At 65.0% G+C, this 23,831-nt stretch carries 23 protein-coding genes; 13 read left to right on the forward strand and 10 right to left on the reverse strand.

Going from position 1 to position 23,831, the window contains the following annotated elements:
* Positions 1-132: 132 nt before the first annotated feature.
* Positions 133-1,590: an MFS transporter gene (locus ACIBW7_RS09715; protein WP_397045881.1), complete on the reverse strand. Its 1,458-nt coding sequence runs from the start codon at positions 1,588-1,590 to the stop codon at positions 133-135.
* A 53-nt stretch (positions 1,591-1,643) separates the two neighbouring features.
* Here ACIBW7_RS09715 and ACIBW7_RS09720 point away from each other — a divergent pair, with 53 nt between their 5' ends.
* The 4 genes from ACIBW7_RS09720 to ACIBW7_RS09735 all read left to right on the forward strand — a co-directional run bounded on the left by ACIBW7_RS09720 (position 1,644) and on the right by ACIBW7_RS09735 (position 5,130).
* Positions 1,644-2,345 (forward strand): TetR/AcrR family transcriptional regulator C-terminal domain-containing protein, encoded by a 702-nt coding sequence (locus tag ACIBW7_RS09720; protein ID WP_397045882.1) that lies wholly within the window; start codon positions 1,644-1,646, stop codon positions 2,343-2,345.
* A gap of 82 nt (positions 2,346-2,427) precedes the next feature.
* Entirely contained in the window at positions 2,428-3,528 is a 1,101-nt protein-coding gene (locus ACIBW7_RS09725; protein ID WP_397045883.1) for an LLM class flavin-dependent oxidoreductase, read from the forward strand.
* A 130-nt stretch (positions 3,529-3,658) separates the two neighbouring features.
* On the forward strand, positions 3,659-4,207 hold the full coding sequence (locus ACIBW7_RS09730) for a YceI family protein (RefSeq protein ID WP_397045884.1): 549 nt from the start codon (positions 3,659-3,661) through the stop codon (positions 4,205-4,207).
* A gap of 71 nt (positions 4,208-4,278) precedes the next feature.
* The gene (locus ACIBW7_RS09735; RefSeq protein ID WP_397045885.1) at positions 4,279-5,130 is read left to right on the forward strand and encodes an NAD-dependent protein deacetylase; all 852 of its coding nucleotides are present in this window, start codon (positions 4,279-4,281) and stop codon (positions 5,128-5,130) included.
* A 5-nt stretch (positions 5,131-5,135) separates the two neighbouring features.
* Here ACIBW7_RS09735 and ACIBW7_RS09740 read toward each other — a convergent pair whose 3' ends face one another.
* Positions 5,136-5,447, reverse strand: coding sequence for a pyrimidine/purine nucleoside phosphorylase (locus tag ACIBW7_RS09740; protein ID WP_397045886.1), 312 nt, complete (start codon positions 5,445-5,447; stop codon positions 5,136-5,138).
* A gap of 66 nt (positions 5,448-5,513) precedes the next feature.
* Here ACIBW7_RS09740 and ACIBW7_RS09745 point away from each other — a divergent pair, with 66 nt between their 5' ends.
* From ACIBW7_RS09745 to ACIBW7_RS09755, 3 genes are all read left to right on the forward strand, one after another.
* Complete coding sequence (locus tag ACIBW7_RS09745) at positions 5,514-6,353, forward strand: DUF72 domain-containing protein (RefSeq protein ID WP_397045887.1); 840 nt, start codon at positions 5,514-5,516, stop codon at positions 6,351-6,353.
* Positions 6,354-6,441: 88 nt separating this feature from the next.
* Positions 6,442-7,287, forward strand: a complete 846-nt coding sequence (locus ACIBW7_RS09750; RefSeq protein ID WP_397045888.1) for an alpha/beta fold hydrolase — start codon at positions 6,442-6,444, stop codon at positions 7,285-7,287.
* A 46-nt stretch (positions 7,288-7,333) separates the two neighbouring features.
* Positions 7,334-7,792, forward strand: coding sequence for an SRPBCC family protein (locus tag ACIBW7_RS09755; protein ID WP_397045889.1), 459 nt, complete (start codon positions 7,334-7,336; stop codon positions 7,790-7,792).
* Between the two features lie 74 nt (positions 7,793-7,866).
* Here the strand turns inward: ACIBW7_RS09755 and ACIBW7_RS09760 are convergent, their stop codons facing one another.
* From ACIBW7_RS09760 to ACIBW7_RS09780, 5 genes are all read right to left on the reverse strand, one after another.
* Complete coding sequence (locus ACIBW7_RS09760; RefSeq protein WP_397045890.1) at positions 7,867-8,493, reverse strand: MBL fold metallo-hydrolase; 627 nt, start codon at positions 8,491-8,493, stop codon at positions 7,867-7,869.
* The gene (locus tag ACIBW7_RS09765; protein WP_397045891.1) at positions 8,490-9,575 is read right to left on the reverse strand and encodes an S-(hydroxymethyl)mycothiol dehydrogenase; all 1,086 of its coding nucleotides are present in this window, start codon (positions 9,573-9,575) and stop codon (positions 8,490-8,492) included. Before ACIBW7_RS09765 ends, ACIBW7_RS09760 begins: the two co-directional genes overlap by 4 nt.
* A 216-nt stretch (positions 9,576-9,791) precedes the next feature.
* Positions 9,792-10,817: an alpha/beta hydrolase gene (locus tag ACIBW7_RS09770; RefSeq protein ID WP_397045892.1), complete on the reverse strand. Its 1,026-nt coding sequence runs from the start codon at positions 10,815-10,817 to the stop codon at positions 9,792-9,794.
* An 87-nt stretch (positions 10,818-10,904) separates the two neighbouring features.
* Positions 10,905-11,048, reverse strand: coding sequence for a hypothetical protein (locus ACIBW7_RS09775; protein WP_397045893.1), 144 nt, complete (start codon positions 11,046-11,048; stop codon positions 10,905-10,907).
* Positions 11,049-11,060: 12 nt separating this feature from the next.
* Entirely contained in the window at positions 11,061-12,317 is a 1,257-nt protein-coding gene (locus tag ACIBW7_RS09780) for a metallophosphoesterase (protein ID WP_397045894.1), read from the reverse strand.
* A gap of 282 nt (positions 12,318-12,599) precedes the next feature.
* Between ACIBW7_RS09780 and ACIBW7_RS09785 the strand changes: the two genes are divergently transcribed.
* Positions 12,600-13,895, forward strand: coding sequence for an MFS transporter (locus ACIBW7_RS09785; protein ID WP_397045895.1), 1,296 nt, complete (start codon positions 12,600-12,602; stop codon positions 13,893-13,895).
* Between the two features lie 4 nt (positions 13,896-13,899).
* Here ACIBW7_RS09785 and ACIBW7_RS09790 read toward each other — a convergent pair whose 3' ends face one another.
* The gene (locus ACIBW7_RS09790; RefSeq protein ID WP_397045896.1) at positions 13,900-14,274 is read right to left on the reverse strand and encodes a VOC family protein; all 375 of its coding nucleotides are present in this window, start codon (positions 14,272-14,274) and stop codon (positions 13,900-13,902) included.
* 101 nt (positions 14,275-14,375) lie between these two features.
* Between ACIBW7_RS09790 and ACIBW7_RS09795 the strand changes: the two genes are divergently transcribed.
* From ACIBW7_RS09795 to ACIBW7_RS09815, 5 genes are all read left to right on the forward strand, one after another.
* Complete coding sequence (locus tag ACIBW7_RS09795; RefSeq protein WP_397045897.1) at positions 14,376-14,777, forward strand: nuclear transport factor 2 family protein; 402 nt, start codon at positions 14,376-14,378, stop codon at positions 14,775-14,777.
* A 39-nt stretch (positions 14,778-14,816) separates the two neighbouring features.
* Positions 14,817-15,857 carry an adenosine deaminase gene (gene add / locus ACIBW7_RS09800; RefSeq protein WP_397045898.1) on the forward strand — a complete coding sequence of 347 codons (1,041 nt, stop codon included), beginning with the start codon at positions 14,817-14,819 and terminating at the stop codon, positions 15,855-15,857.
* A gap of 334 nt (positions 15,858-16,191) precedes the next feature.
* Entirely contained in the window at positions 16,192-17,781 is a 1,590-nt protein-coding gene (locus ACIBW7_RS09805) for a hypothetical protein (protein ID WP_397045899.1), read from the forward strand.
* Between the two features lie 197 nt (positions 17,782-17,978).
* Entirely contained in the window at positions 17,979-19,280 is a 1,302-nt protein-coding gene (locus ACIBW7_RS09810; RefSeq protein WP_397045900.1) for a glycosyltransferase 87 family protein, read from the forward strand.
* 329 nt (positions 19,281-19,609) lie between these two features.
* Positions 19,610-19,909 (forward strand): hypothetical protein, encoded by a 300-nt coding sequence (locus tag ACIBW7_RS09815; protein WP_397045901.1) that lies wholly within the window; start codon positions 19,610-19,612, stop codon positions 19,907-19,909.
* Positions 19,910-19,925: 16 nt separating this feature from the next.
* Here ACIBW7_RS09815 and ACIBW7_RS09820 read toward each other — a convergent pair whose 3' ends face one another.
* The gene (locus ACIBW7_RS09820; RefSeq protein ID WP_397045902.1) at positions 19,926-22,202 is read right to left on the reverse strand and encodes an Rv1355c family protein; all 2,277 of its coding nucleotides are present in this window, start codon (positions 22,200-22,202) and stop codon (positions 19,926-19,928) included.
* A gap of 142 nt (positions 22,203-22,344) precedes the next feature.
* Positions 22,345-23,787: a purine-cytosine permease family protein gene (locus ACIBW7_RS09825; RefSeq protein WP_397045903.1), complete on the reverse strand. Its 1,443-nt coding sequence runs from the start codon at positions 23,785-23,787 to the stop codon at positions 22,345-22,347.
* Positions 23,788-23,831 lie beyond the last annotated feature (44 nt).

Below are 23,831 nucleotides of genomic sequence, written 5' to 3' on the forward strand. Positions count from 1 at the left end.
GTGCAGGCTCGACTCTCCTGCTCGAGAAACTCCCCGTGCAATGTACTCATATGCGCGGCAAGGAGGTCGAGGGGAGCCTAGCCGAGCCTGCGGTGCGAAGCGAGCGGATTCGAAGCGAAAAATCGATGTCAGCTATGACACGGTTACTTCCTCCGGTGTGTCGACCTGCGGCGTGGGCCGCGTTCGCAGCAGTGCCAATCCGAGTAGTGCGGCGGCAACGCTGAAGCCGGCACTGATCCAGGCGCCGGTCGACATGGCATCGGTGAACGCTTCCTTGGCCGGTTCGACATATCCGAGTTGGAATGCGGCGCCGATGGATTCACGTGCGGCAGCGGGTGCGTCATCGGGCATATGCGACGTGAACACACCGGCCAGTACGCTACCCAGGATCGCAATGCTGATCGCCATGCCGACCTGCTGCAGCGTGTCGTTCATGGCCGAGCCGACGCCCGCATGCTCGAGCGGAATGGCGCTCATGATCGCGGCATACGCGGCCGGACCCGCCAGACCGCCGCCGATCCCCATGACCAGCATGCTGGCCAACACCGCGAAATATCCGGAACCGACGGCCAGGATCGCGAATGCCCCGCCCATGACGAGCAGGCCGGCGACGATGAGCGTCTTATTGCTCAACTTCTTGCCCAGCGTCGCGCCGAGACCGTTGCACACCGCGGCGGCCACCGCATACGGCAGCAGCGCCAGCCCCGCCTTCATCGGCCCGTAGCCGAGTACGAACTGCAGGTACTGGGTGAGCATCAGCATGATCGCGCCCATACCGAACACCATCAGCAGCAGCGTGCAACAGGTGCCGGTGAAATCGCGATTGCGGAACACCGCCAGCGGCAGCATCGGATGCGCCGACCGGCTCTCCCAGATCACAAACGCCAGCCCGGTCACGACCGCGAGGCCGATCATCGGGATATTCCACTCGCGCTCGATGATCACGTAGACCGTCGAGGTGAGCGCGACGATGGACAACAGCACGCCGATCAAGTCGACCGGCCGCTGCTCACCGGTGGATTCGGGCATCAGCACCAGCGCGGCGACAATCGCGAGCACCGCGACCGGGATATTCAGCAGGAATACCGAACCCCACCAATAGTGCTGCAGCAGAAAGCCGCCCAGCGTCGGCCCGAGGACGATGCCGACCATGGATACGGTGGACCAGGCCGCCATCGCCTTGCGCCGCTCGTCCTCGGCGAAGGTGGTCATCAGGATGGACAGGGTCGACGGCATGAGCAGCGATCCGCCGACGCCCATCAGGGCGCGCGCCCCGACCACCTGCCACGGCTCGGTGGCCAACACTGCCGCAAGCGACGCGGCGCCGAACAGTGCCAACCCGATAACAAGCATGCGCCGCCGGCCGAACCGGTCGGACAGGCTGCCCGCGGTGAGCAACAGTCCAGCGAAGACGAGCACGTAGGCGTCGAGGATCCACTGGACATCCGACGGCGTCGCGTCGAGTTCCCGGATCAAAGACGGAATGGCGATATTGAGCACAGTGCCGTCGATCATCAGCACCAGCAGGGACAGACAGAGGACCCCCAGAACCCACCAGCGGCGAGGATCTCGTACAACGTTCGATTCCACTCGAACACCGTACGATAGAATCGCACAATGTGCGAGAGAATTATGCTGGCCCGGTGACAAAGCAGCAGTTCTCCTCGGTGTGGACCCGCGAGCCGCGCCAGCCGAAGGCGGCCGGACTGCGCCGCGACCAGATCGTCGCCGCCGCAATCGAGGTGTTGGACGCCGACGGGCTCGGTGCGCTGAGCATGCGAAAGCTAGGCGCGAAGCTCGATGCGGGCGCGACCAGCCTCTACTGGCATGTCGCGAATAAAGATGAACTGCTCGAACTCGTCCTCGACCAGATCTGGGGTCTGGTGCGAATCCCGGATCCGGACCAGGCCTCGTGGCGTGAGGTCGTCACGACCTACGCCTACAACTTCCGGCTCACCATGCTCGACCACACCTGGGTGACCGCCTTGATCGGCTCCCTGCCGAGCGTCGGCCCGAAGGCCTTCGAACTCAGTGATCGACTGCGCCGCAGCTTCATCGGCGCCGGATTCACCGGCATCGATATCTACCTCGCGAGCAGCACCGTGACGAGTTATGTACTCGGGCAGGTCATCCCGGAGATCACCGCGGCGAAGGCATTCGGCGACAAGGGTTTCGACAAGGAGATGGTGCTCGACGTCATGGATGAGCTCGCCTCCGACTATCCGGAGATGCTTGCCGACTACCGGAAGATGCAACCCGCCGACTATCAGACCGCCCGCGCGATGGCCTTCGATTTCGGTCTGCTCTGCGTCATGGACGGTCTGGAATCACGGCTGCACAAGTGAGCCCTCGGGAATAGATGGCGATACCGCCCTGTTGGTTGCCATATCCACCAAATGGGTGTCAGACTTTCCGAGAGGAGGCGTGGTGCAGTTCGGAATCTTCACGGTGGGTGATGTGACGGTCGACCCGACGACCGGTCGAGCCCCGACCGAGCACGAGCGGATCAAGGCGATGGTCGCGATCGCGCGCAAGGCCGAAGAGGTCGGCCTGGACGTATTCGCCACCGGCGAGCATCACAACCCGCCGTTCGTGCCGTCGTCGCCGACCACGATGCTCGGCTATATCGCGGCGCAGACCGAGCGGTTGCAGCTGTCGACGGCGACGACACTCATCACCACCAATGATCCGGTGAAGATCGCCGAGGACTTCGCCATACTGCAGCATCTGGCCGACGGTCGCGTCGACCTCATGCTCGGCCGGGGCAATACCGGTCCGGTCTACCCGTGGTTCGGCAAGGACATTCGCGAAGGCATCCCGCTGGCGATCGAGAACTACCATCTGCTGCACCGGCTTTGGCGCGAGGATGTGGTCGACTGGGAAGGCCGATTCCGTACTCCGTTGCAGGCGTTCACCGCAACGCCGCGACCGCTGGACGGCGTTCCGCCGTTCGTCTGGCACGGGTCGATCCGTAGTCCGGAAATCGCCGAGCAGGCCGCCTATTACGGCGACGGCTTCTTCGCGAACAATATCTTCTGGCCGAAGGAGCACTTCCAGCGCCTGATCGAGCTGTACCGGCGCCGCTTCGAGCATTACGGCCACGGTTCCGCCGACCAGGCCATTGTCGGCCTCGGCGGACAAGTGTTCATGCGCAAGAACTCTCAGGACGCGGTGCGCGAATTCCGGCCCTACTTCGATAACGCGCCGGTCTACGGCCACGGCCCGTCGCTCGAGGATTTCACCGAGCAGACGCCGCTGACCGTCGGCAGTCCACAGCAGGTGATCGAAAAGACCATGACGTTCCGGGAGAGCTTCGGCGACTATCAGCGACAGCTGTTCCTGATGGACCACGCGGGTCTACCGTTGAAAACGGTGCTGGAGCAACTCGATCTGCTCGGTGCGGAGGTAGTTCCGGTGCTGCGCAAGGAGTTCGACGCACTGCGTCCGGCCCATGTCCCGGATGCGCCGACTCATGCGTCAATGGTCGCAGCTCGGGCCCAGGACGGCGCCGTGGAGGTCGCGCAGTGACTGTGCTCTCGGAATTCGCCGACCCGCCCTGATCTCCCGGTGCAACGGCGCACCGGTCCGGTAATGCCAGAACTGAATACTCGTTCGAAGTATAAGTAATTGAAATATCAACCACATGAGGAGACCAACAATGTCGACCACCACCGCCAAGGATCTGACCGCAGGCACCTGGGTCATCGATCCCGCCCACTCCACCCTCGGATTCACCGTGCGTCACCTGATGGTCAGCAAGGTTCGCGGTCGCTTCGCCGACTTCTCCGGCAAGCTGGTCGTCAATGAAGACGGCACCGCCTCGGCCGAGGCCGAGATCCTGGTCGAGTCGGTGACCACCGACAACGAGCAGCGCGACGCGCACCTGCGCACCGCCGACTTCTTCCACGCCGCCGACTTCCCGGTGGCCACCTTCAAGTCGACCGGATTCCGCGTCAATGGCGAGGATTTCGTCGTCGACGGTGAGTTCACCATCCGCGGCACCACCCGCCCGGTCTCCCTCGATGTCGAATTCCTCGGCGTCAACCCCGGTATGGGCCAGGGCCCGGTCGCCGGTTTCGAGGCCAAGACCGTCATCAACCGTCGCGACTTCGGCATCACCATCGATATGCCGCTGCCCGACGGCGGCGCGGTGATCGGCGACAAGATCACCCTCACCCTGGAGCTCGAGCTCGGCCTCCAGGCCTGATCAGGACCGACGTAGTGCCTTCGCAGCCGCCCGGGGTCACCGACCGGGCGGCTGCGCTTACGCTGAATTCCATGTCCGGATTCGACGCACCCAGTATCGAGCGGTTGTGCGGGCTGCTGGCGGGGCTGCGGGTCGCGGTGCTGACGGGGGCCGGGGTGTCGACCGACAGTGGGATTCCGGATTATCGCGGGCCGGGGTCGCCGGTGCGGACTCCGATGACGTATCAGCAGTTCGTGGGGGATACGGCGTTTCGGCAGCGGTATTGGGCGCGCAACCACATCGGGTGGCGGGCCATGGACGGGTCACGGCCGAATGCGGCGCATCGGGCGTTGGCTCGGTTGGAGCGGGCGGGCAGTGTGTCCGGGCTGATCACGCAGAATGTCGATCTGCTGCATACGAAGGCGGGTCATCGGCGGGTCATCGATCTGCACGGGACCTATGCGCGGGTGCGGTGTCTCGGCTGCGAGGCGCTGATTTCGCGGATGGCCTTGGCCGAGCGGTTGGAGGCGGCGAATCCGGATTTCGCGGCATCGGCGACGGCCACCGGGGTGGAGGTGGCGCCCGATGCCGATGCGGTGGTCGCCGATACCGCGAATTTCCGGATGGTGGACTGCGCGCGCTGCGGCGGCATGCTCAAGCCGGACATCGTGTACTTCGGGGAGAACGTCCCCAAGGAGCGCGTCGCCGCCGCGTTCGACATGGTCGAGGCGGCGGACGCGCTCTTGGTGGCGGGATCGTCGTTGACGGTGATGTCCGGGCTGCGGTTCGTGCGATATGCGGCGAAACACGGTAAGCCGGTCGCCATCGTGAACCGCGGCCGGACCCGAGGTGATGAACTCGCCACGCTCACCGTCGATGCCGGATGCGCGGATGTTCTGACCGCGCTGGCGGATTCCCTGGGGGCCGAGCGCGTTCCCGCCTGAGGGGCTCAGCCGAAGTGGCAGACGTAGTGCAGCGTCGAAAGCACCTCGATCTCGAATGAGCTGTTGCCCGGCACCGAGAACGATTCGCCGCCGCGGTAGGTCACGGCTTCGGTCTCGCCGGTCAGGGTGACCTTGCACTCGCCCTCGATCAGCTCCATGATCTCCGGCTCGACCGTGTTGAACGTCAGGGTGGACGGCAGGATGACGCCGACCGACTTCGCGGTGCCATCGGCCAGCTCGATGCTGTGGCTGATGCACTTGCCGTCGAAGTACACATTGGCCTTCTTGGCCACACTGACATTCTCGAACCGCGTCATGATCTCTTTCCCGAGGTGCTGGAGGTGGAGCCGTCAGCGTACGCGACGTGCGTTAGCGTCCCTGTCATGCGGCTTCACGTGGGATGTGCGATGTGGACGCACGCGGCATGGCAGGAATATCAACCGGTTCCGGCCGAGCGGTTGCGGCACTACGCCTCGTGTTGCACCGCGGTGGAAGGCAATACGACGTTCTATGCGACGCCGACGCCCAACACGGTGGCGTCATGGGCGAAGCAGACCGATCCCGACTTCCGCTTCGTCGTCAAACTGCCCAAGCCGATCACGCACGAGCGCAGGCTGCACGGCGCCGAGGCCGAACTGCGCGCCTTCCTGGATTCGATGGAACCGCTCGGTCCGCGCATCCATGCGCTGTGGGTGCAGCTGCCGGGATCGTTCGGTCCGACCGAACTCGGGACGCTGGCCGGATTCCTGCGCACGTTGCCCGGCTCGTACCGGTCCGCCGTCGAGGTCCGGCATCCCGCGTTCTTCGAAAATGGCAGCGCCGCACGGCAATTGGAGCAGGTACTCGCGCGTGTAGGTGCCGAATGGGTGCCCTTCGACACCACCCTGCTTTTCGAGGGACCTGCCGAGAGTGCCGCGGAGGCCGAGGCGCGGGCGAAGAAACCGCGGGTACCGCGCCGCACGCGAGCGCTCACCGAATTCCCGATCGTCCGCTATCACGGCCGCGATTCGGCCGAGCGCACAGTTGCCGGCTGGCAGCCGTGGCTCGACATCGTCATCGCATGGCTGCGCGAGGGCCGCTCGCCAACGGTTTTCATCCACACTCCGGACAATGCATCCTCCCTGCACCTCGCCCGCCGCTTCCACGACGACATCCGCGCCCGCCTGCCCGAACTAGAGCCGCTGCCCGAACCCATTCCGACCGAGCCGATGACTTTGTTCTGAATATCTCGAATAAGTAACGATTCCGAATGCGTGCTCGGATAGACTGGAGGGTGTTGCCGCATTAGTGCCGAGCACGATGGAGGAACCGATGAGTCACGCCACCGCGCAGTCCACATCCTTCACCCTGCGCGGCGCGGCGGGCGCGCTGGCCGCCTGGGAATCCGTGCCGCCGCATGACGTCGAAATGCGCGGCACGGTGCTGTTGGTCCCCGGCTTCACCGGCTCCAAAGAGGACTTCGAGGCCATGCTGCCGATTCTGTCGGCAGCCGGATTCCGTTGTGTCGCTTACGATCAGCGCGGGCAGTGGCAGTCCGATGGTCCCGATGAGGCATCGGGATACACGATGTCCGATTTCGCCGACGATCTGATCCTCGTCGCCGACCAGATCTCGGACGACACACCGATTCACCTGGTGGGCCACTCATTCGGCGGCTACGTCGCGCGCGCCGCGCTTGCCGCCCATCCGGACGGGTTTCGCAGCCTCGCCCTGCTCGCCTCCGGACCGTCCTCGACCTCCGATATCAACTTCGCGCCACCGCAATTGGTCGCTCAACTCATCGAAAGCGGTGGCCAGCAGGCACTGTGGGAGCAGATGAGTCTGGCCATGGCGGCCCTGGTACCACCCGCGAAACTCGAATTCCTGCGCAACCGCGTCTTCACGACCAAGAAGGCGAATCTGATCGGCATCATGCGGGCCACGGAGGGCCCGACGGACTGCACCGCCGCCCTGCGCGCCACCGGCCTCCCGATCCTCATCGCCTACGGCAACTCCGGCGATCTCTGGCCGCCCAGCGTCCACGAACGCTATGCCGAGGAATTGGGCGCGCGTACCGCGGTTTACGACGGCGTCGGCCACCTACCGAACGAGCAGCGCCCGGCCCGCGTGTGCGCCGACCTGGTCGCCTTCTGGACCGGCATCGGTCCGGCCCGGTGAGACGTAGGCGATACCTGTCTGAGAAGGCGCCTGCTAGCGTGCAGGCATGCACGACAGCGTGACGGTTCGAATGGCAGCACCCGCCGACAAGATCTGGGACCTGGTCAGCGACATTACGAATACCGGCAAGTTCTCACCGGAGACCTTCGACACCGAATGGCTCGGTGGGGCAACGGCACCCGCCGTCGGCGTCAAATTCCGCGGGCACGTCAACCGCAATGGCTGGGGGCTGAAGTATTGGACGGTCTGCCGGATCGTCGCGTGCGAGCCCGGACGTGAGTTCGCATTCACCGTGCTCGGTCCGGGCGGGATGCCGGTCAATACCTGGCGCTACCGTTTCGAGTCCGTCGAGGGCGGCACCGACGTGACCGAATCGTTCCAGCTGAACGAACAGAACCTCCCGTTGCGCCTCTACTGGCTGGTGGCCGGGCGTGCTCGCGGCAAGACGAATCGCGACGGTATGCGCGAAACCCTGGAGCGCATCAAGGCATACGTCGAGGGGTAATCGAGATCAGGTGGAATCCATGGCGGCATCGATCGAGAAGCCGCCCACCAGTTCCCCCTGATCTTGATCCAGGCTCAGTGGCCCCGGGCGATCCAGTCGGATAGTGCGGGTTTTTCGGCGCCGATGGTGGTGCCGTCGCCGTGGCCGGTGTGGACCGTGGTTTCCTCCGGGAGGGTCAGCAGGCGGTCCCGGATGGAAGCGATGATCGTGCCGAAGTCGGAGAACGAGCGGCCGGTGGCGCCGGGGCCGCCGTTGAACAGGGTGTCGCCCGTGAACAGGGCGGTGGCCTCGGGCAGGTGCAGGGAGACCGAGCCGGGGGAGTGGCCCGGGGTGTGCAGGACTTCGATATCGGTGCCCGCCACGGTGATCCGCTGAGTATCGGCCAGTGATCGGTAGTCGACGTCGGGGTGGGTCATGCGCCAGAGCGGATCGTCGCCCGGATGCAGCAGGATCGGGGCGTCGAGGCGTTTCGCGAGTTCCGGTGCGACGGTGACGTGGTCGTTGTGCCCGTGGGTGCAGACGACCGCGCGGACATTGCGGTTGCCGACGGCTGCGATGATCGCGTCGGCATCATGCGCCGCGTCGACGATCACCACTTCGGCATCATCGCCGATCAACCACACATTGTTGTCGACATCCCAGGTACCGCCGTCGAGTGAGAAGGTGCCGGAGGTGACGACCCGATCGATGCGCAGGCTCACCAGACCACCACCGAACGCAGCACTTCACCGGCATGCATTGCGGAGAAAGCCTTCTCGACCTGGTCCAGGGCGATGCGCTCGGTGACGAAACGCTCCAACGGAAGTCGGCCCTGCAGATACAGATCGACAAGCATCGGGAAATCGCGTTCGGGCAGACTGTCGCCGTACCAGGAGGATTTCAGTGCGCCGCCCCGGGAGAACAGGTCGATCAGCGGCATATCGATGGTCATATCCGGGGTCGGGACGCCGACCAGCACGACGGTGCCCGCCAGGTCGCGTCCGTAGAAGGCCTGCTTCCAGGTTTCCGGGCGGCCGACCGCATCGATGACCACATCCGCGCCGAAACCGCCGGTGTATTCCTGGATCTGTTCGACGACATCGGTCTTTGTCGCATCGATCGTGTGGGTTGCGCCGAATTCCGTTGCCCAGCTGAGCTTCTGGGGATCGCGGTCGATCGCGATAATGGTCCGCGCGCCGGCCAGTCGCGCACCCGCGATGGCGGCATCGCCGACACCACCGCAGCCGATGACGGCGACCGTATCGCCACGCGACACATTGCCGGTATTCATCGCCGCACCGATACCCGCCATGACGCCGCAGCCGAGCAGTCCGGCGACGGCCGGGTCGGCATTCGGGTCGACCTTGGTGCACTGACCTTCGTGCACCAGCGTCTTGTCCGCGAATGCGCCTATGCCGAGGGCGGGGCTGAGTTCGGTGCCGTCGGTGAGAGTCATCTTGGTGCCGGCATTGTGGCTGGCGAAGCAGTACCACGGGCGGCCGCGCTTGCACGCGCGACATTCACCACAGACCGCGCGCCAGTTCAGGATGACGAAATCGCCCGCGACGACATGCGTGACCGCATCCCCGACGGTCTCCACGATGCCCGCGGCCTCGTGCCCGAGCAGGAACGGGAATTCGTCGTTTATCCCGCCCTCGCGGTAGTGCAGATCGGTATGGCACACCCCGCAGGACTGGATGCGCACCACCACATCGTGCGGCCCGGGATCCGGGATCACGATATCGACGAGTTCGACCGGTGCGCCCTTGCTACGGGCAATCACGCCACGCACGGTTTCGGACACGATTCCTCCTAGATGTCGCCGAGTGCTCGAGCCACACACGCCATTCCACTCGTACCAGAGCCTAGGAGAGTGACCGTGGACTATTTCGACTTCGGGAATACTCGCGTCCGGTGACGGCGAGGTCGGCGGTCGAGCGTGCGCTGACCGAGGCGTCGGCCGCGGCACAGAAAATCCGTCAGGCTCGGTATCTGTCGCGCGAATCCGAGCACTGAGGGCTCAGGCGCCCAGTCCATTGGCAAGAACCGGCCACGATTCCTTCAGCGCGCGTTCCCAGTAACCCCAGGAGTGGGTGCCGGTGGGTTCGAGGTCGTAGGTGGCCGGAATGCCGAGCTGGTTCAGCCGGTTCTGCATGTTGCGGGTGCACCAGGCGGTCGACCCTTCGATCGCACCGCCCATCGTCACCTGGAGGGGCAGTCCGCCCTCTGCCCAGCTCTGCGTATGCGGATCGGTGGGATTGTCGTACGGCCCGGGTAGTCCACTCCCCGCCGACAGGTACAAATTCAACCCGCGCAGGCCTTCGGCGTTGACATACGGGTCATGCGCCGCCCACATCGGATCCTGCGGCGGCCCATACATATTCACCGGATCGCCGCCACCCTTGCGCACCGACATCCCGACGAACGCCTGCCCAACCGGATCACTGATCTGCGCGCAACCACTGAATGCGCCGACGGACCGGTACAACCCCGGACTCGAAACCGCCAGCGAAAGCACCGACGTACCGGAGGTGGAGATCCCCGCAATGGCATTGCGCCCATTGGTGCCCAACGCGGCGTCGATCAACGGCGGCAATTCCCGAGTCAAATACGTCTGCCACTTGTTGACCCCCAACGCCGGATCCGCCGCCCGCCAATCGGCGTAATAGCTGTACGCCCCACCGAGTGGCTGGACCACATTGACGTTCCTATCCCCGAAAAACCCCATGACATCGGTCTTCGACCCCCACGTTGCCCCGTCCACCCCACCATCGACCCCCGCCAGCAGATACAAAGTCGGTCGCGGCACTCCGGTATCCGCAGGCCGCTGCACCTCCACCGATAACTCCCGCCCCATCGCCCCCGAATACACCGTCAACGTGAGATGCCGATCATCCCGAACCTGAACCCCGGTAATCCTCGACCCATCCGTGGTCACCACCGATCCCGGTTCGTCCGGTGCCGCGTACGAACGAGGCCCGGCTACAACCGATCCGAGCACAACGGCGGCGACGACCGAGGCCAATCGAAGACCACCGACGCTCATCAGCTACCAACCTCTCCCGACTCAGCTTCCCGAAGTGTCACGCCTGTCTGCGACAGTAGCCGGGTGGCCGGTAGGTCGAGTAACGCGTCAACCGGTGAGTTTGCGCCCGGCCGTCCGCAGCGCCGTGCGGAAACCGAAGGCGACAGCGGGTGCGAACACCCTGGTTGATGCGCCGATCGAAACCCGCTCGATCGGCGCCGCGATGGTGCGCCGCACGGTCGCTGTCCGCATGAGCGACTGTAACTACAACCCGGAGAAATCGCGCAGGACAACGTGGTTGCGGTCGGCGCAGCTGCCGAGGGCGTGATCCGGATGCAGGCCGAGGTATTGGCGGCGGGTGCGGGTGCTCCAGCGGCGGGCCGGCTCGGTGCGGGTCTTGTAGAAGTTGACCGTGTAGCCGCCCTCGTAGACGCGCAACAGATTGTAGCCGCCCGGATATTCCTTGGTGGCAGCGACTTCCAGGAATTCCACGTCCACACCGGAGTCCGGGCGGTTGCGCCGGTTGCGGTGGGTGTGGCCGCAGTGGTGGAGGAATACGCCGGGGGTGTCGCGATAGAGCGCGCCAAGCGCGGCGGCATTCGTGCGATCGAGGACGAACCCGGGGCCGCCCGGATTGCTCACCGCCGCATGGGAAGTCACCGGATGGTGCCCGAAAACAAGGGTGGGCCGCTCCGGATCGGCCGCCAGGAGTTCGCGCAGATGCGCCAATTGCGGCGCCACGATGGTGCCACCGGATCCACGCAGTCGGGTGGTGTCCAGGCCGATCATGCGCAGCTCGCCGACTCGATATTCGACCAGGCGCTGGCGGGCGTGAAATACCGTGCCCCAGTGGTCGATTCGGTGTTCGTCTGGCTTGTCGTGGTTACCGCGGCAGACGAGGTAATCGCGGCCGAGCACGCCCCACTCGTCCAGCCGCGCTCGCACGCCGAGGCTTTGTTCGAGGGTGCCGGTATCGGTGAGGTCGCCCGCGAGGATCAGTTGATCGGCCGCGCGGTCCGGTTGGCGCAGATCATCGAGCAATGCGGTGAGCATGAACTCCGGATAGTGCTCGGTCTCGTGGCGCAGGCCGGTGGGGAGCCCGGCCACGATCAGGCCACTGCTGTGCTCGCCGAAGTGCACGTCGTTGGCGAGTGCGATGGTGTGCAGCAGTCGTCCCGGCGGCGGGTCGGCGGTGGTGAATGTGCCGGTGGATTCCGGTGTTCCGGAGCGGCGGGTCACCAGGGTGCGGGCGGGGACGGCGCGGTGGCCGTCCGAGTACGCCTCGAATCGGTAGGTACGGCCGGGTTCGAGGCCGTCGAGCTCCGCATAGTGGTAGGCGGTCGGCCGGGAGTCCAGGTAGCGCGGTCGCGCCGCCGACCGGCCGTCGACCGGTGCGATGCGGACCTCGGTATCGGCCGGGACCGGACGGGTGCGGCCATAGCGGTCGCGGGCGCACGTGGTCCAGGTCAGGATTACCGAGCGGTCGGTCACCGTGACGACCTCGAGGTCTGTGGCCAGCATCGAATCCCGTTGCACACGAACGGAATTGGTGGTTCTGGGTCGAGCGTAAAGTGGGGTTCGCACGGTCACAGCGGCCGCGCCCGCGGCCACATTTGCCAGCCATAGGGTTCGAAGTCGCGGCTCGAGCATGGGAATCTCCGTTCGCCTCTGCCTCGAACGGTACGGTTGCCGGTTGAACGCTCGGGTCCCCGCACATGACGTGTCGGCTGTCCGGTGTCGAACATTCGTATCGCCGGGCCTGGGAATTTGACTGCGGGGCGGATGCGGGTCGAGAGTTCGCGAATGGATGGAACGCCCGAGGTGTCCCGCGCGACGTTGCGCAAGGTCACGGTTCGACTGGTGCCCTATCTCGGGCTGCTGTATTTCATCAACTACCTGGACCGGGTCAATATCGGATTCGCCGGGCCCAGCGGTATGAAAACGGAGCTGGGGCTGACCGAGACGGCCTTCGGTTTCGCCTCCGGCATCTTCTTCATCGGCTATCTCGTACTCGAGGTGCCGAGCAATCTGGCGCTGCACCGGTTCGGTGCGCGCCGCTGGATAGCCAGAATCATGGTGAGTTGGGGTGTGGTCGCCACCGCCATGGCATTCGTGCCCAACGAAACCTGGCTCTATATCCTGCGATTCACCCTCGGCGTGGTGGAGGCCGGATTCTTTCCCGGCATCCTGCTGTACCTCACCTACTGGTTTCCGCAGACCCAGCGCGCGAAGATCGTCGCGCTGTTCATGACGGCGGTGCCGATTTCGACCGCCTTGGGCTCGACGGTGTCGAGCCTGATCATCCAGTACGGCGACGGTGTCTTCGGCCTCAGCGGTTGGCGATTCATGTTCCTGGTCGAGGGTGTGCCCGCGATCGTCCTGGCGGTGGTCACCTGGTTCTTCCTCACCGACCGGCCCGCCCAGGCCAAGTGGCTGACCGAGGCCGAAAGAGATTGGCTCACCTCGGAACTCGACAAAGAGCAGGCCGCGCGGGTCGAACACTGGACGGTGCGCAAGGCGCTCACCCATCCGCGCGTGCTCGGCCTCGCCTTCATCTACGGCGGCATCGTCTACGGCCTGTACGCGCTCGGATTCTTCCTGCCCACCATCATCAACGGCTTCCAGCAGCAGTACGGCACTCACTATTCGGTGGTGCAGCGCGGGCTCATCAATGCGGTGCCGTATGTGATCGGCGCCGTCGTGATGGTGCTGTGGAGCAGGCACGGTGACCGAACGGGTGAGCGGACCTGGCATGTGGCACTGCCCGCGCTGGTCGGCGGGCTCGCGATTCCGGTGGCGCTGTATCTGGGCAACCCGTTCGCCGCCATGGTCGCGGTCACCGTCTGCGCCGTGGGAGTGCTCGCCGCGCTCCCCACCTTCTGGGCGCTGCCGAGCACCTTTCTCTCCGGCGCGGCCGCGGCGGGCGGTATCGCCCTGATCAACTCCATCGGCAATGTCAGTGGATTTGTCGCACCGTATGTCACCGGCGCACTGAAGGACCTCACCGGCACCCAGCGAGCCGGACTATGGGTCGTCGGCCTGGCGATGATCGGCTCGGCCGCAGGCGTTCTCGCACTGCGATCCCGAATCCGCAACTGACGAGTCAGCCGTCGCGCTCGGCCCTGCTCCGCTCGATGCAGAACTCATTGCCCTCGGGGTCCACCAGCGTGACCCAGCCGAGCCCGTCGTCGGTGCGATGGTCCTCGTACAACTTCGCGCCCAGCTCGATGATCCGCCGCACCTCCTCGTCCCGGCTGCGCTCGGTGGGCATCCAGTCGAAGTGGATCCGGTTCTTCGTCTGCTTGCCCTCGGGCACCCGGATGAACAGCAATCCGGGCGTTCCGGGCGGCGCCTCGACCAGCGCGTCGTCGCCCCCCGGTCCGTCCAGCTCGGCCACCGGCCACCCGGTGACGGCGCTCCAGAACGTCGCTTGCGCATACGGATCGGCGCAATCGACGGTCACATGGCGAAGGATCATCCGACCGAGCCTAGCCGCCGGACCTCGTGCCCGAGGGCTGTGTGGCGGATCACCGGCCCTTCCCTCTGGTCGATATAGAACGATCCCTCTAATATGAGCCTATGAGCAACCGAGACGTGGTCGAAAAGTTCTACAAAGCAACGCAATCCGGGGACGCCGCCGGCATCCTCGATGCGTTACATCCGCGCTTCCAGGGCTGGGTGGCTCCCGGCATGCCCAGCGTGAGCGTCACCCAGGCGCACAGTCCGGAAGCGGCGCTCGCGGGCATCTGGCAGCCGGTGTTCCGCGAATACGAGATCGCCCCCTTCGCCGAGGACTGGTTCGACGCCTATCCGGACACCGTCATCGTGACCGGCCACTACCGCGGCACCGCCCGTGCGACCGGCAAGCATGTGGCCGCCGAATTCGCCCACATCTGGCACATCGCCGATGAAAAGCTGTTCGCCCTGCACCAATACACCGACACCTGGCACTGGCACGAGGCGCTGTCGGACGCGGCTTGAACGGACCCGACGGCGGCCGTCCAGGAGGATGATGGCTGCATGTCAACGGATCTCGCCGCATTCGTTCGCGGCCTGCCCAAGGCCGAATTGCATCTGCATCTGGAGGGGACGCTGGAGCCGGAGCTGAAGTTCCAACTGGCGCAACGCAATGGCATCGAACTGCCCGAGCGGACCGTCGAGGAGGTGAAGCAGACCTATAAGTTCCACGATCTGACCTCGTTTCTGCAGGTGTACTACCCGGCCATGCGGGTGCTGCAGCAGTCGCAGGACTTCGACGACTTGGCCTTCGCCTATCTGACAAAGGCGCACGCCGACGGCATCCGACATGTCGAGATGTTCTTCGACCCGCAGGCGCATACCGGGCGCGGTGTCGAATTCGGCGCCGTGATCAGCGGGTATCGCTCGGCGATCGTGCGGGCGCGCCGGGAGTTCGGCATCTCCGCCGAGCTGATCCTGTGCTTCCTGCGCGACTATTCGGCCGAGTACGCGATGGCGACGCTGCTCGAGGCGCTGCCGTACCAGGATTGGATCATCGGCGTCGGACTGGATTCGGACGAACGAGGCAATCCGCCAAGTAAATTCGCAGCCGTCTTCGAGCGGGCCCGCCGCGAGGGCTTCCTGCTCACCATGCACTGCGATATCGATCAGGAAGGCTCCATCGAACACATCAGGCAGGCGCTGGAGGATATCGGCGTCGACCGCATCGACCACGGCACCAATATCGTCGAGGACGAGCGCCTGGTCGAACTCGCCAAGACCAAGGGCATCGGATTCACCTGCTGTCCGGTCTCGAATTCCTTTGTGACCGAACAGATGAAGTCGACCGAGATCCTCACGCTGCTCGGTCGCGGCCTCGCGGTCACCGTCAACAGTGACGATCCGGCCTACTTCGGCGCCTATGCGGCCGACAACTATCTGTCCCTCGCCGCCAACGCGAAACTCGATCTCGACCGCATCGTCGAACTCGCCAAGAACTCGTTCCGCGCCTCCTGGCTGACCCCGGGACGCCTGGACGGATTCCTGCGCGAGATCGATGACTACGTCGCGGCGCATCGGCCCAGCGGATCCGAAATCGCCTGACCTATCGACCAGTTGGGGGCGACACGCCCGAATGTCTCGACACCCCTTGAATGAACCGACTGGTTGGCTGTTTGCTGCTGGCAAGCAGTCGCGCCGCATCGAATCCGAGCCGGTGAACCGTATGTTCATTGCGCGGCGGGTGGCGTTAATGCGTGCTGAATCGTCGTAAAATCGAGACTTCGGATGCGTGTGTCGCGCGCGGCACGCCGCAGGACGACCCACTGGCGGCAAATTGACAGTTTCGCTGGCAACGGTGAATCGACTATGAATGTCTGGTGCCACTCCCACGCGTGATCACTTGTCTGCCGTCGAATCTCTCCCGCTGGGAGTCGAATTGACCATCGAGCATCATCCCATCGAGGACGAGGTCGGACAGCTCGCGCGAAGGGTCGAGCGGGCCCGGGGCCGACTGGCCTATCAGTTCGACCCCGCGCTGACCGAGGCGCTCTCCGAGGACGAACTGATCGCGGAGCGTGAGCTCGCGGAGAAGATTCGCGGCGAGGATCGCGCACAGCGATGGAAACAGGTTCAGGCCGCGGCCTCCGCGGCCGACCGCGCCCGGCAGACCACCGAAGCAATCGAGAAGGCCGACATCAGAGATCTATTGGTAGCCCGCAAGGCAATTGCGGCACAGCGGCGGGAGTCCAGTCCGCACGCCAAATTGGCGTCGCTGTACCGGCACCGCGGATGGTCACTGCGCGCGCTGGCCGGCGTGGTCGCGGCGGGCATGCTGTGGTCCGCGGTCAATGTGCAGCACAACATCGCGCCCGGCGGGCCTTCCGATCCGCTGTACTGGTTCAGCTACCTCATCGAGGCGATGATCAGCGTCTGCTTGATCATCATCATGGTCGGCACCAACAAGGTCGCCGAATGGGGCGTGATCGACAACCGCCGACAGGTCGCCGCGGCCGAAATCGCCCTGCTGTCACTGACCGTCACCCTCAACACCTACCCGTATCTGCGCGACGGGGAGTGGTACGAGACCGGTGTGCACGCGGTGGCGCCGGTGATGATCGGTGTCGCCCTGCTCATTCACGACGCGGCCAGCGCACGTTATGGCCTGGCCATCTACCGCGCCACCGAGCAGGTCCGCGAGCTGCCCGATCCGGCCGAACAACTCAAGCAGACGATGCCGTCGATCGCGTCCTACCGCGCGAACACCCAGGCGGCCCTGGTGGCGCCGGGGGCGGATAGAGAGTCCGCCGAACACGCGGCACTGGCGGCTGCCGAAGGTGCGGAACAGGGTGCCGAGCTGGCGGGCGACGAGATCGTGGAGGCCGAAGCGGTCGAGGTCGAGGAGTCGCCGGACGGGGAAAGCCCTGCTGCGCAGGAGGGTTCGGACGCACCCGAGAAGCGTCGCGCGCCGACCAACGGCCAGGCGCCGGACCATGCCGAGCCCCAGGTAGCCGAGCAGCGTCCCGCTCCCGCGAAGACCGAGAACCGCACCGCGGTTGTCAAGGAGCCGGCCGCACCGGTGGCCGCGAAGCCGGTGGTCGCCAAGAACAACCCCTTCGCACCGGCCACACCCGAGCCGGTCGCTACGGACGAGACCAAGCCCGTCGCGAAGGTCGAGAGCCCGCCGCCCCCGGCCAAGGCGCCCGCACGGAAGGCCGCACCGGTAAGCCAGGAGAAGCCCGCCGCGGAGAACAAGCCGTCGGTCGTGTCGGCACTGCGCAGGGGCAACGGCTCAGCCGCGGCGACGGCGCGCAAGCCCAGTTCGCTCGAGGGCAGGAAGGACAGCAGGACGACCGAGAACGCGCGCGGCAAGGGCAGCGCACCCGCCGAGCCGGATTCGCACCTGCAGGTGGTTCGCACGCCCGATATCCACGACACCGGGCAGTTCCGCATCGCCGAGATGCTCGAACAAGAACTTGCCGAACTACAGGCGGAGCGCAGGCGGGCCAGGGCCAGCAGGCAACGATGATTCCGCGGTTTGCTTGCCCCGGCACTTCGGGGCATGATGCAGGCGCGGGTCATTAGGTACGTTAAAAACTGGTTATCGCAGTAGTGCAGCAGGTGCGGGACGAAGGGATGGATCGGTCGTCGTGATGAGGTCTTATCACCCAACAGGATCCTGTACTTCGAATCCTGCGACGGTGTTGCCTCGGTCGTAGCGGATCGGTGCGAGACACCCGGAAGCTGGAGTTTCCGCGTACGGGACCAGCGATATACCTGCTCGCCGGGAGCGCCCTGCTGTCGGTGATCCTGCTCTTCACCACCATCGATCCCTTCCTGGACAAGGGCGGGTTCCTGGTCGGTGGCCTCGACGTGCACATCTATCGGGACGGTGCGTGGCGCATCGTGCACGATCTGCCGCTGTACACCGAGCCGACCATGCGCGGCCTGCTGTACACCTACACGCCGTTCTCCACCATCGCGTTCGTGCCGATCTACATGGTGCCGTGGGGGTACGTGACGAACACCTGGCTGGTGGTCAACCTCTCCGTACTCATCGCCTGTGTGCTGCTCAGCTGGCGGCTGTTGGGCTATCGGATCACGACTCGGCTGGTGGTGGTCAGCGTGCTGATCGCGGCCACCTGCGCATTCATCGAGCCGGTCCGCCAGACGCTCTACTTCGGGCAGATCAACCTGGTGCTGATGCTGCTGGTGCTGTTGGACGCGCTGCGCGGGGACCGAAGCAAACTGCGTGGCGTCGGCGTCGGACTCGCGGCGGGCATCAAACTCACCCCGATCTACTTCGTCGCCTATTTCGTGGCCCTGCGGCACTGGCGTGCGGCGGTTACCGCATTCGTCACCTTCGTCGCCTCCGTCGCCTTCGCCTGGGTCATCCTGCCCGCCGATTCCCGGCAGTACTGGACCTCGACGTTCTTCCAATCCAATCGGATCGCGCCGGACGACCACCCGTCCAACCAGTCGATCCGCGGCGTCATCGCGCATCTGCTCGGCGGTCCCGCGCCGGTGTGGTTGTGGTTGCTCATCGCGGGCTCGGTCACGATCGCCAGCATGATGGTCACCACGGCGCTGTATCAGCGAGGTGAGCGGCTGCTGTCGATCACCCTGGCCGGTCTCACCGCCTGCGCGGTGTCGCCGTTCTCCTGGGGGCACCACTGGGTGTGGTTCGTGCCGCTGTTCGTCTTCCTCGTGCACAAGGGGCTGGACAACTGGCGCTGGTGGGTGGCGGCGGCGGTGCTGTTCACGGTGACCGCCTCGTGGACCTATCACTGGAGCAAGACCTGGGTGTCGATCGGAGTGTTCCTGCTGCCGCCGTGGTGGCCGATCACCAAGGTCTTGATCAACGGCTACGTCATCGAATTCCTGATCGTTCTGATCGCGGCGTGGATACATCTGCGCAGGGACGGCCGGTCGGCCCTCAGCGAGTATTCGGCCGAGCGCTCGATCCGATTCCCGCTCCCGCGCCGCCGCGATCCGGAGTCCCCTTCGTGCCCAACCCCTTCCCCCTGACCGATCCCGGAACCCGGTAGCGCAGGCCAGGTTCCGGCCGAGGGGTTGCTGTGGCCCAGATCATGCGGGCGTTCAGCGCGGCAGCACGAGCGGCAGCGGCGTCATACCGGTAATAGGCCCAGCGCCTTTGCGATCTCTTTACCTGCGGATTCCCTTCGGTTTCCACCCGAAATCGGCCTCTTGCCGGGCAGGTCGGCCGGAGTTACGGTTGCTTCTTGCGTCACGAAGCAATCGGTCACCGCCAGGTTGCTGGACCTACCCTTCGCCGGGAGGTATTACTTCGATGTCGCACGAATATTTCGCTCGACCGGGCCGGAGGTTTTCCCGCTATGACGAAGAAGAAGGCTCAGCCCAACCCGATGTTCGCGGTGACCATGGTCAATGCCATCCATCAGGATGTCGATGGCTACGGGGACAGATGGGTAGCCACCGTCGACCACGGGAATATGCGCGCCGACTGGATCGCGGCAGCCGTTGCCAAGGACGCACGTACGGTCCGGATCTGGTGCGACGACTGCGGGAACAGCGTCCACCTGTGTGCGGAGATCCGGGATTACCTGCCCGCGAACGTGCGCAAGGCACTGGCCGACGCCTGGGAGCACTATCACCCGACGCACCACGCCTCGTAGCCCGGCGGTTCGCGACTCAGGCGAATTCGAGGACCTGAACCAACGGACGGCGCAGCGACCGCGCGCTCGGAGGTCCCGCGTGCGCGAGTCGGAACAGCAGCACCTCGGCATGGTCCGAATCGGTCTCGAAGACCCGTTGATAGCGGACGCGCAGCTCGCGGAGTTCGGCCTGCTCGCGCTTACACAGGCCGTGGCCACCGCCGCGTTCGAGGCGGGCGAAGAGGTAGGGCAGTGCGGTCATCGGTTGCAGTGCAATGCCTTTCGCCGTCGCGGTGAGCCACATCCGCTGCATTGCGCGCCCGCCGCGCAGATAGCTTTCGCGTGACACGCCCGGCATCGTCAGCAGTCCGACCGCGGCGGCGCCGGCCACCGCGTGCCGCGAAAGGTCTTCCAGCGCACGGCCGCCGCCGATCTCGGACAGACATTCCGCGACTCGCCACTGGCTGAGCAGGCGCAGTGCGGCACGTTCGGCCGCGCTGAGTTCGGCGGTGGCGATATCGAGACCGTAGGGTTCGGTTCGCACCTCCTCTGGTGTCCACCGATAGCCGCTCATCGCGTCGCGGTGCATCGCCCGGTTCAGCAGAGCGATGCGATCGCCCGCGCCGATCAGCGCGCCGAGTTCCGCCAATTCCGTTCTCTCGCAGGACAGTTGTAACCGTCCGCCGAATTCGGCGCAGGCGGTGACCAGCGATTGCGCCGTCTCCGCATCGAGCGGTCGCCGCAACTCGCGATGCCGGTTGGTGACTCGGGTCGGGATATGCGCGACGAGCGGTGACGTCGCCAATTCCGGTGCGCCGGACAGTTCGACCGTGGCGACGAGGTCGGCTCGGGGCCACGTCCGGATCCGCGTGCGCAGTCCGAGCTGTCCGGCCGCCAGGTCCATGTTTTCCAGCAGCGCACCGAACGCGACCCACGTTGCACCGTGCGCGAAGTCGAGGCTGGGCAGGTCACGTCTCGGGTCGTGACGGCACTCCAGGACCGCGTTATCGCGCCGCCAGATCAGCGCCCATGGCTGGGTGTTGTGTGCGGAGGGTGCCAGTGTGCCCATGGCCGCGATCCACCGCACGGCATCGTCCGACACCGTCGCGCACCCCGACGGTTGCGGCGGCAGCGGCGGATCCGTTCGGGCCTCTTCGGCGATCGCGAATAATGGTGCGGGCGCGGCAGGTTCGCGATGGATGCAATGCTTCGTGTCGATCAACTCGCCTGGATCGACGTAGTAGCGCCCGGATCCGACCGGTTCGCCGAGCAGCAGTCGCCGTGCCGCATCCGCGACGATCGCGCCGCCGAGCGCCACGCCGGAGGCAAGCTGTGGCCAGCTGCCGATCGTTCGTCCGACCTCGGGCAGCGAGGCCGCCGCGCGGGTGCTGAGCCGGGTCGCGTCGAGGATTTCGAGGACGTACGGGATCTTCTCCGATGTCGTGAAATCGCGCAGATCCTGGGCCCGTACCGAACCGAGCAGACCGTGGAAGATCGGCCGATCCCGTTCGATATCGAAGCGCTCGATATCGAGTAGGCCCCGATCGCTGGTCTGCATGAGCACCGGAATGCCGTGGACGCGCGCCCGCTCCCGGAGTAGCACCTTGGTGTACAGATCGTCGCACCCCTCGACCAGCAGATCGAGACCACCGCCGCCGAGCAGGAAGTCATCGATGGCCTCGGGTCGAATTCCCCTCGGGCACCGCTCGATTCGGAGGTACGGATCGATCTCGAACATCTGCCGCGCCGCGATGACGGACTTCTCGATGCCGAAGTCGGCCACGCGGGCGCGGATGTGATTCAGATTCGACAGGCCGAGCCGGTCGAGGTCCGCGATCTTGAACGAACCGCCGATACCTTCGAGTGCGAGGGTGAGTGCGGCCGCATTGCCGACCGAGAGCCCGACCACGCCGATCCGCATCCGTGCCAGCCGCTGCTGTTCTTTCCGGGTGATCCGATAGCGGTTGCGGTCGGTGCGAACCTCCCGGAATTCCGTCTCGGGCAGTACATGTACGAGATCGGCCGACCACGGGTACCACACCCACATGCCGTATTCGGCGGGATCCGTGCCATGCAGCTGCCCTACGCGTTCGTCCAACTCGGCACGGGGACAAGCGGGTTCGCGCGCGAGCACGAGTTGTCGCAATTGCTCGGAAAGCGTGTCGTGTACCCGCACGTCCGTTGTCGCCAGTAGTTCGGATAATGCCGACCGGTCTCTATCGATGGCCAGATCGAAATGAATCGGCCGCCATTCAGGAATGTCATCGTTCTTGTCGGCGCGCTCCCGTAGATCCCGGCCCAAATCGATGCGCAAAACCCCTCCCGGCGTGTGCGTGCGGATCGCTCTACCAAGGTCTACACCCGACCAGCCGGTAACTAGTTATGATTGAGCAAGCCGGTGGAGATCGCCGAAATCGATCCGCGCGTCAGTGGATTCGCGCCAGAGTTGGGGCGTACTACTCGGCTGAAACGTGGGTCGTCGCAACCGTGTCGGCGGGGTAGATCATGCGGTCCGGCGGGTTGCTCGTACGACGTGCGAGCGGGTAGTAGATGGCCGCTGTGAAGATGATGCCGACGATCCAGGAGATATCCGCGCCGCCGAGCAGATCGGTGATCGGGCCGGTGTAGAGCTTTTGTGCGAGGAACGGAATCTGGGCGAGAATGCCGAGGGTGTAGCAGGCCAGCGCGGCGAGGTTCCAGCGTCCGTAGCGGCCGTCCGGATCGTAGAGCGCCGGGATATCGATGCGCTCGCGCGAAATCAGGTAGTAGTCGATCAGGTTGATCGCACTCCACGGGGTGAAGACCATGAGCAGGACGAGCACGAAATTCTTGAAGTTATTGAGGAAGTCGGCGCTGGCCCCGATGGCGATCAGCATCGACACCACGGTGAAGCCGACGATATATGCCGCCCGCGCGGCCTGCGTGGTGTGCGACCGACCGTTGAATGCGGTAACCGATGTCAGGATGGACATGAACCCGCCATAGGCGTTGAGACAGTTCACCGTCAGCTTGCCGACCACGATGACCAGGTAGATCAGCAGCGCGATCGCGGACGGGCCTGCGAGGTCGCCGATGAAGCCGACTTGATTCCCCAAGAACGCTTTTCCGGCGACCGCGGCCACCAGTGCGCCGAGCGTCATCGCCCATTGCGATCCGAGCACGCTGCCCGCGAAGGTGGACCAGAAGGTGGTGCGCGCACTGGTCGTGCGGGGTAGATAGCGCGAATAGTCCGCGACGTACGGTCCGAAGGTCAGCTGCCATCCCGCACCGAGCGAGATCGCGAGGACGAAGGTCACGATGTCGAAGGATTTGGTGCCGACGTAGGCGCTGACGTCGTATTCGGCGAACAGTCGGATGGTCAGGTAGGTGAAGCCGATGATGCCGACCACGGTGGCGATTCGCCCGATCACATGGATCAGCCGATAGCCGGTCACCGCGACCACTGCCGTGAGCGCACCGAATACGAGTATGCCGACGGTCGAATTGTCCACGTGCAGAATCTTGTTCACCGCCTGACCGGCCAATACCGTACCGGTCGCGGCGAAACCGAGATACATCACGATCACCAGCAACAGCGGCATTACCGCACCGAGGACGCCGAATTGCGCTCTGCTGGAGATCATTTGCGGCAATCCGAGCCGCGGACCCTGCGCCGAATGCAGCGCCATCACAATGCCGCCGAGAATATTGCCGAGCAGCAATCCGATGATCGCCCACAACGCATCGGCGCCGAATACCACCGCGAGCGCACCGTCGACGATCGCGGTTATCTGCATATTCGCCCCGAACCAGAGCGTGAATTGATTGCGCGGCGTGCCGTGGCGTTCGGCATCCGGAATTACCTCGATAGTGCGCCGCTCGATCTGTAGTCCGGCGTCGATTTCGTCGTGGTGCGGCATGGATCCGCCTTCCATCAGGAGAAGGGGAGCAGCTAGGACAGCCT

Source organism: Nocardia sp. NPDC049526 (assembly GCF_044465765.1).
GTDB lineage: Bacteria > Actinomycetota > Actinomycetes > Mycobacteriales > Mycobacteriaceae > Nocardia.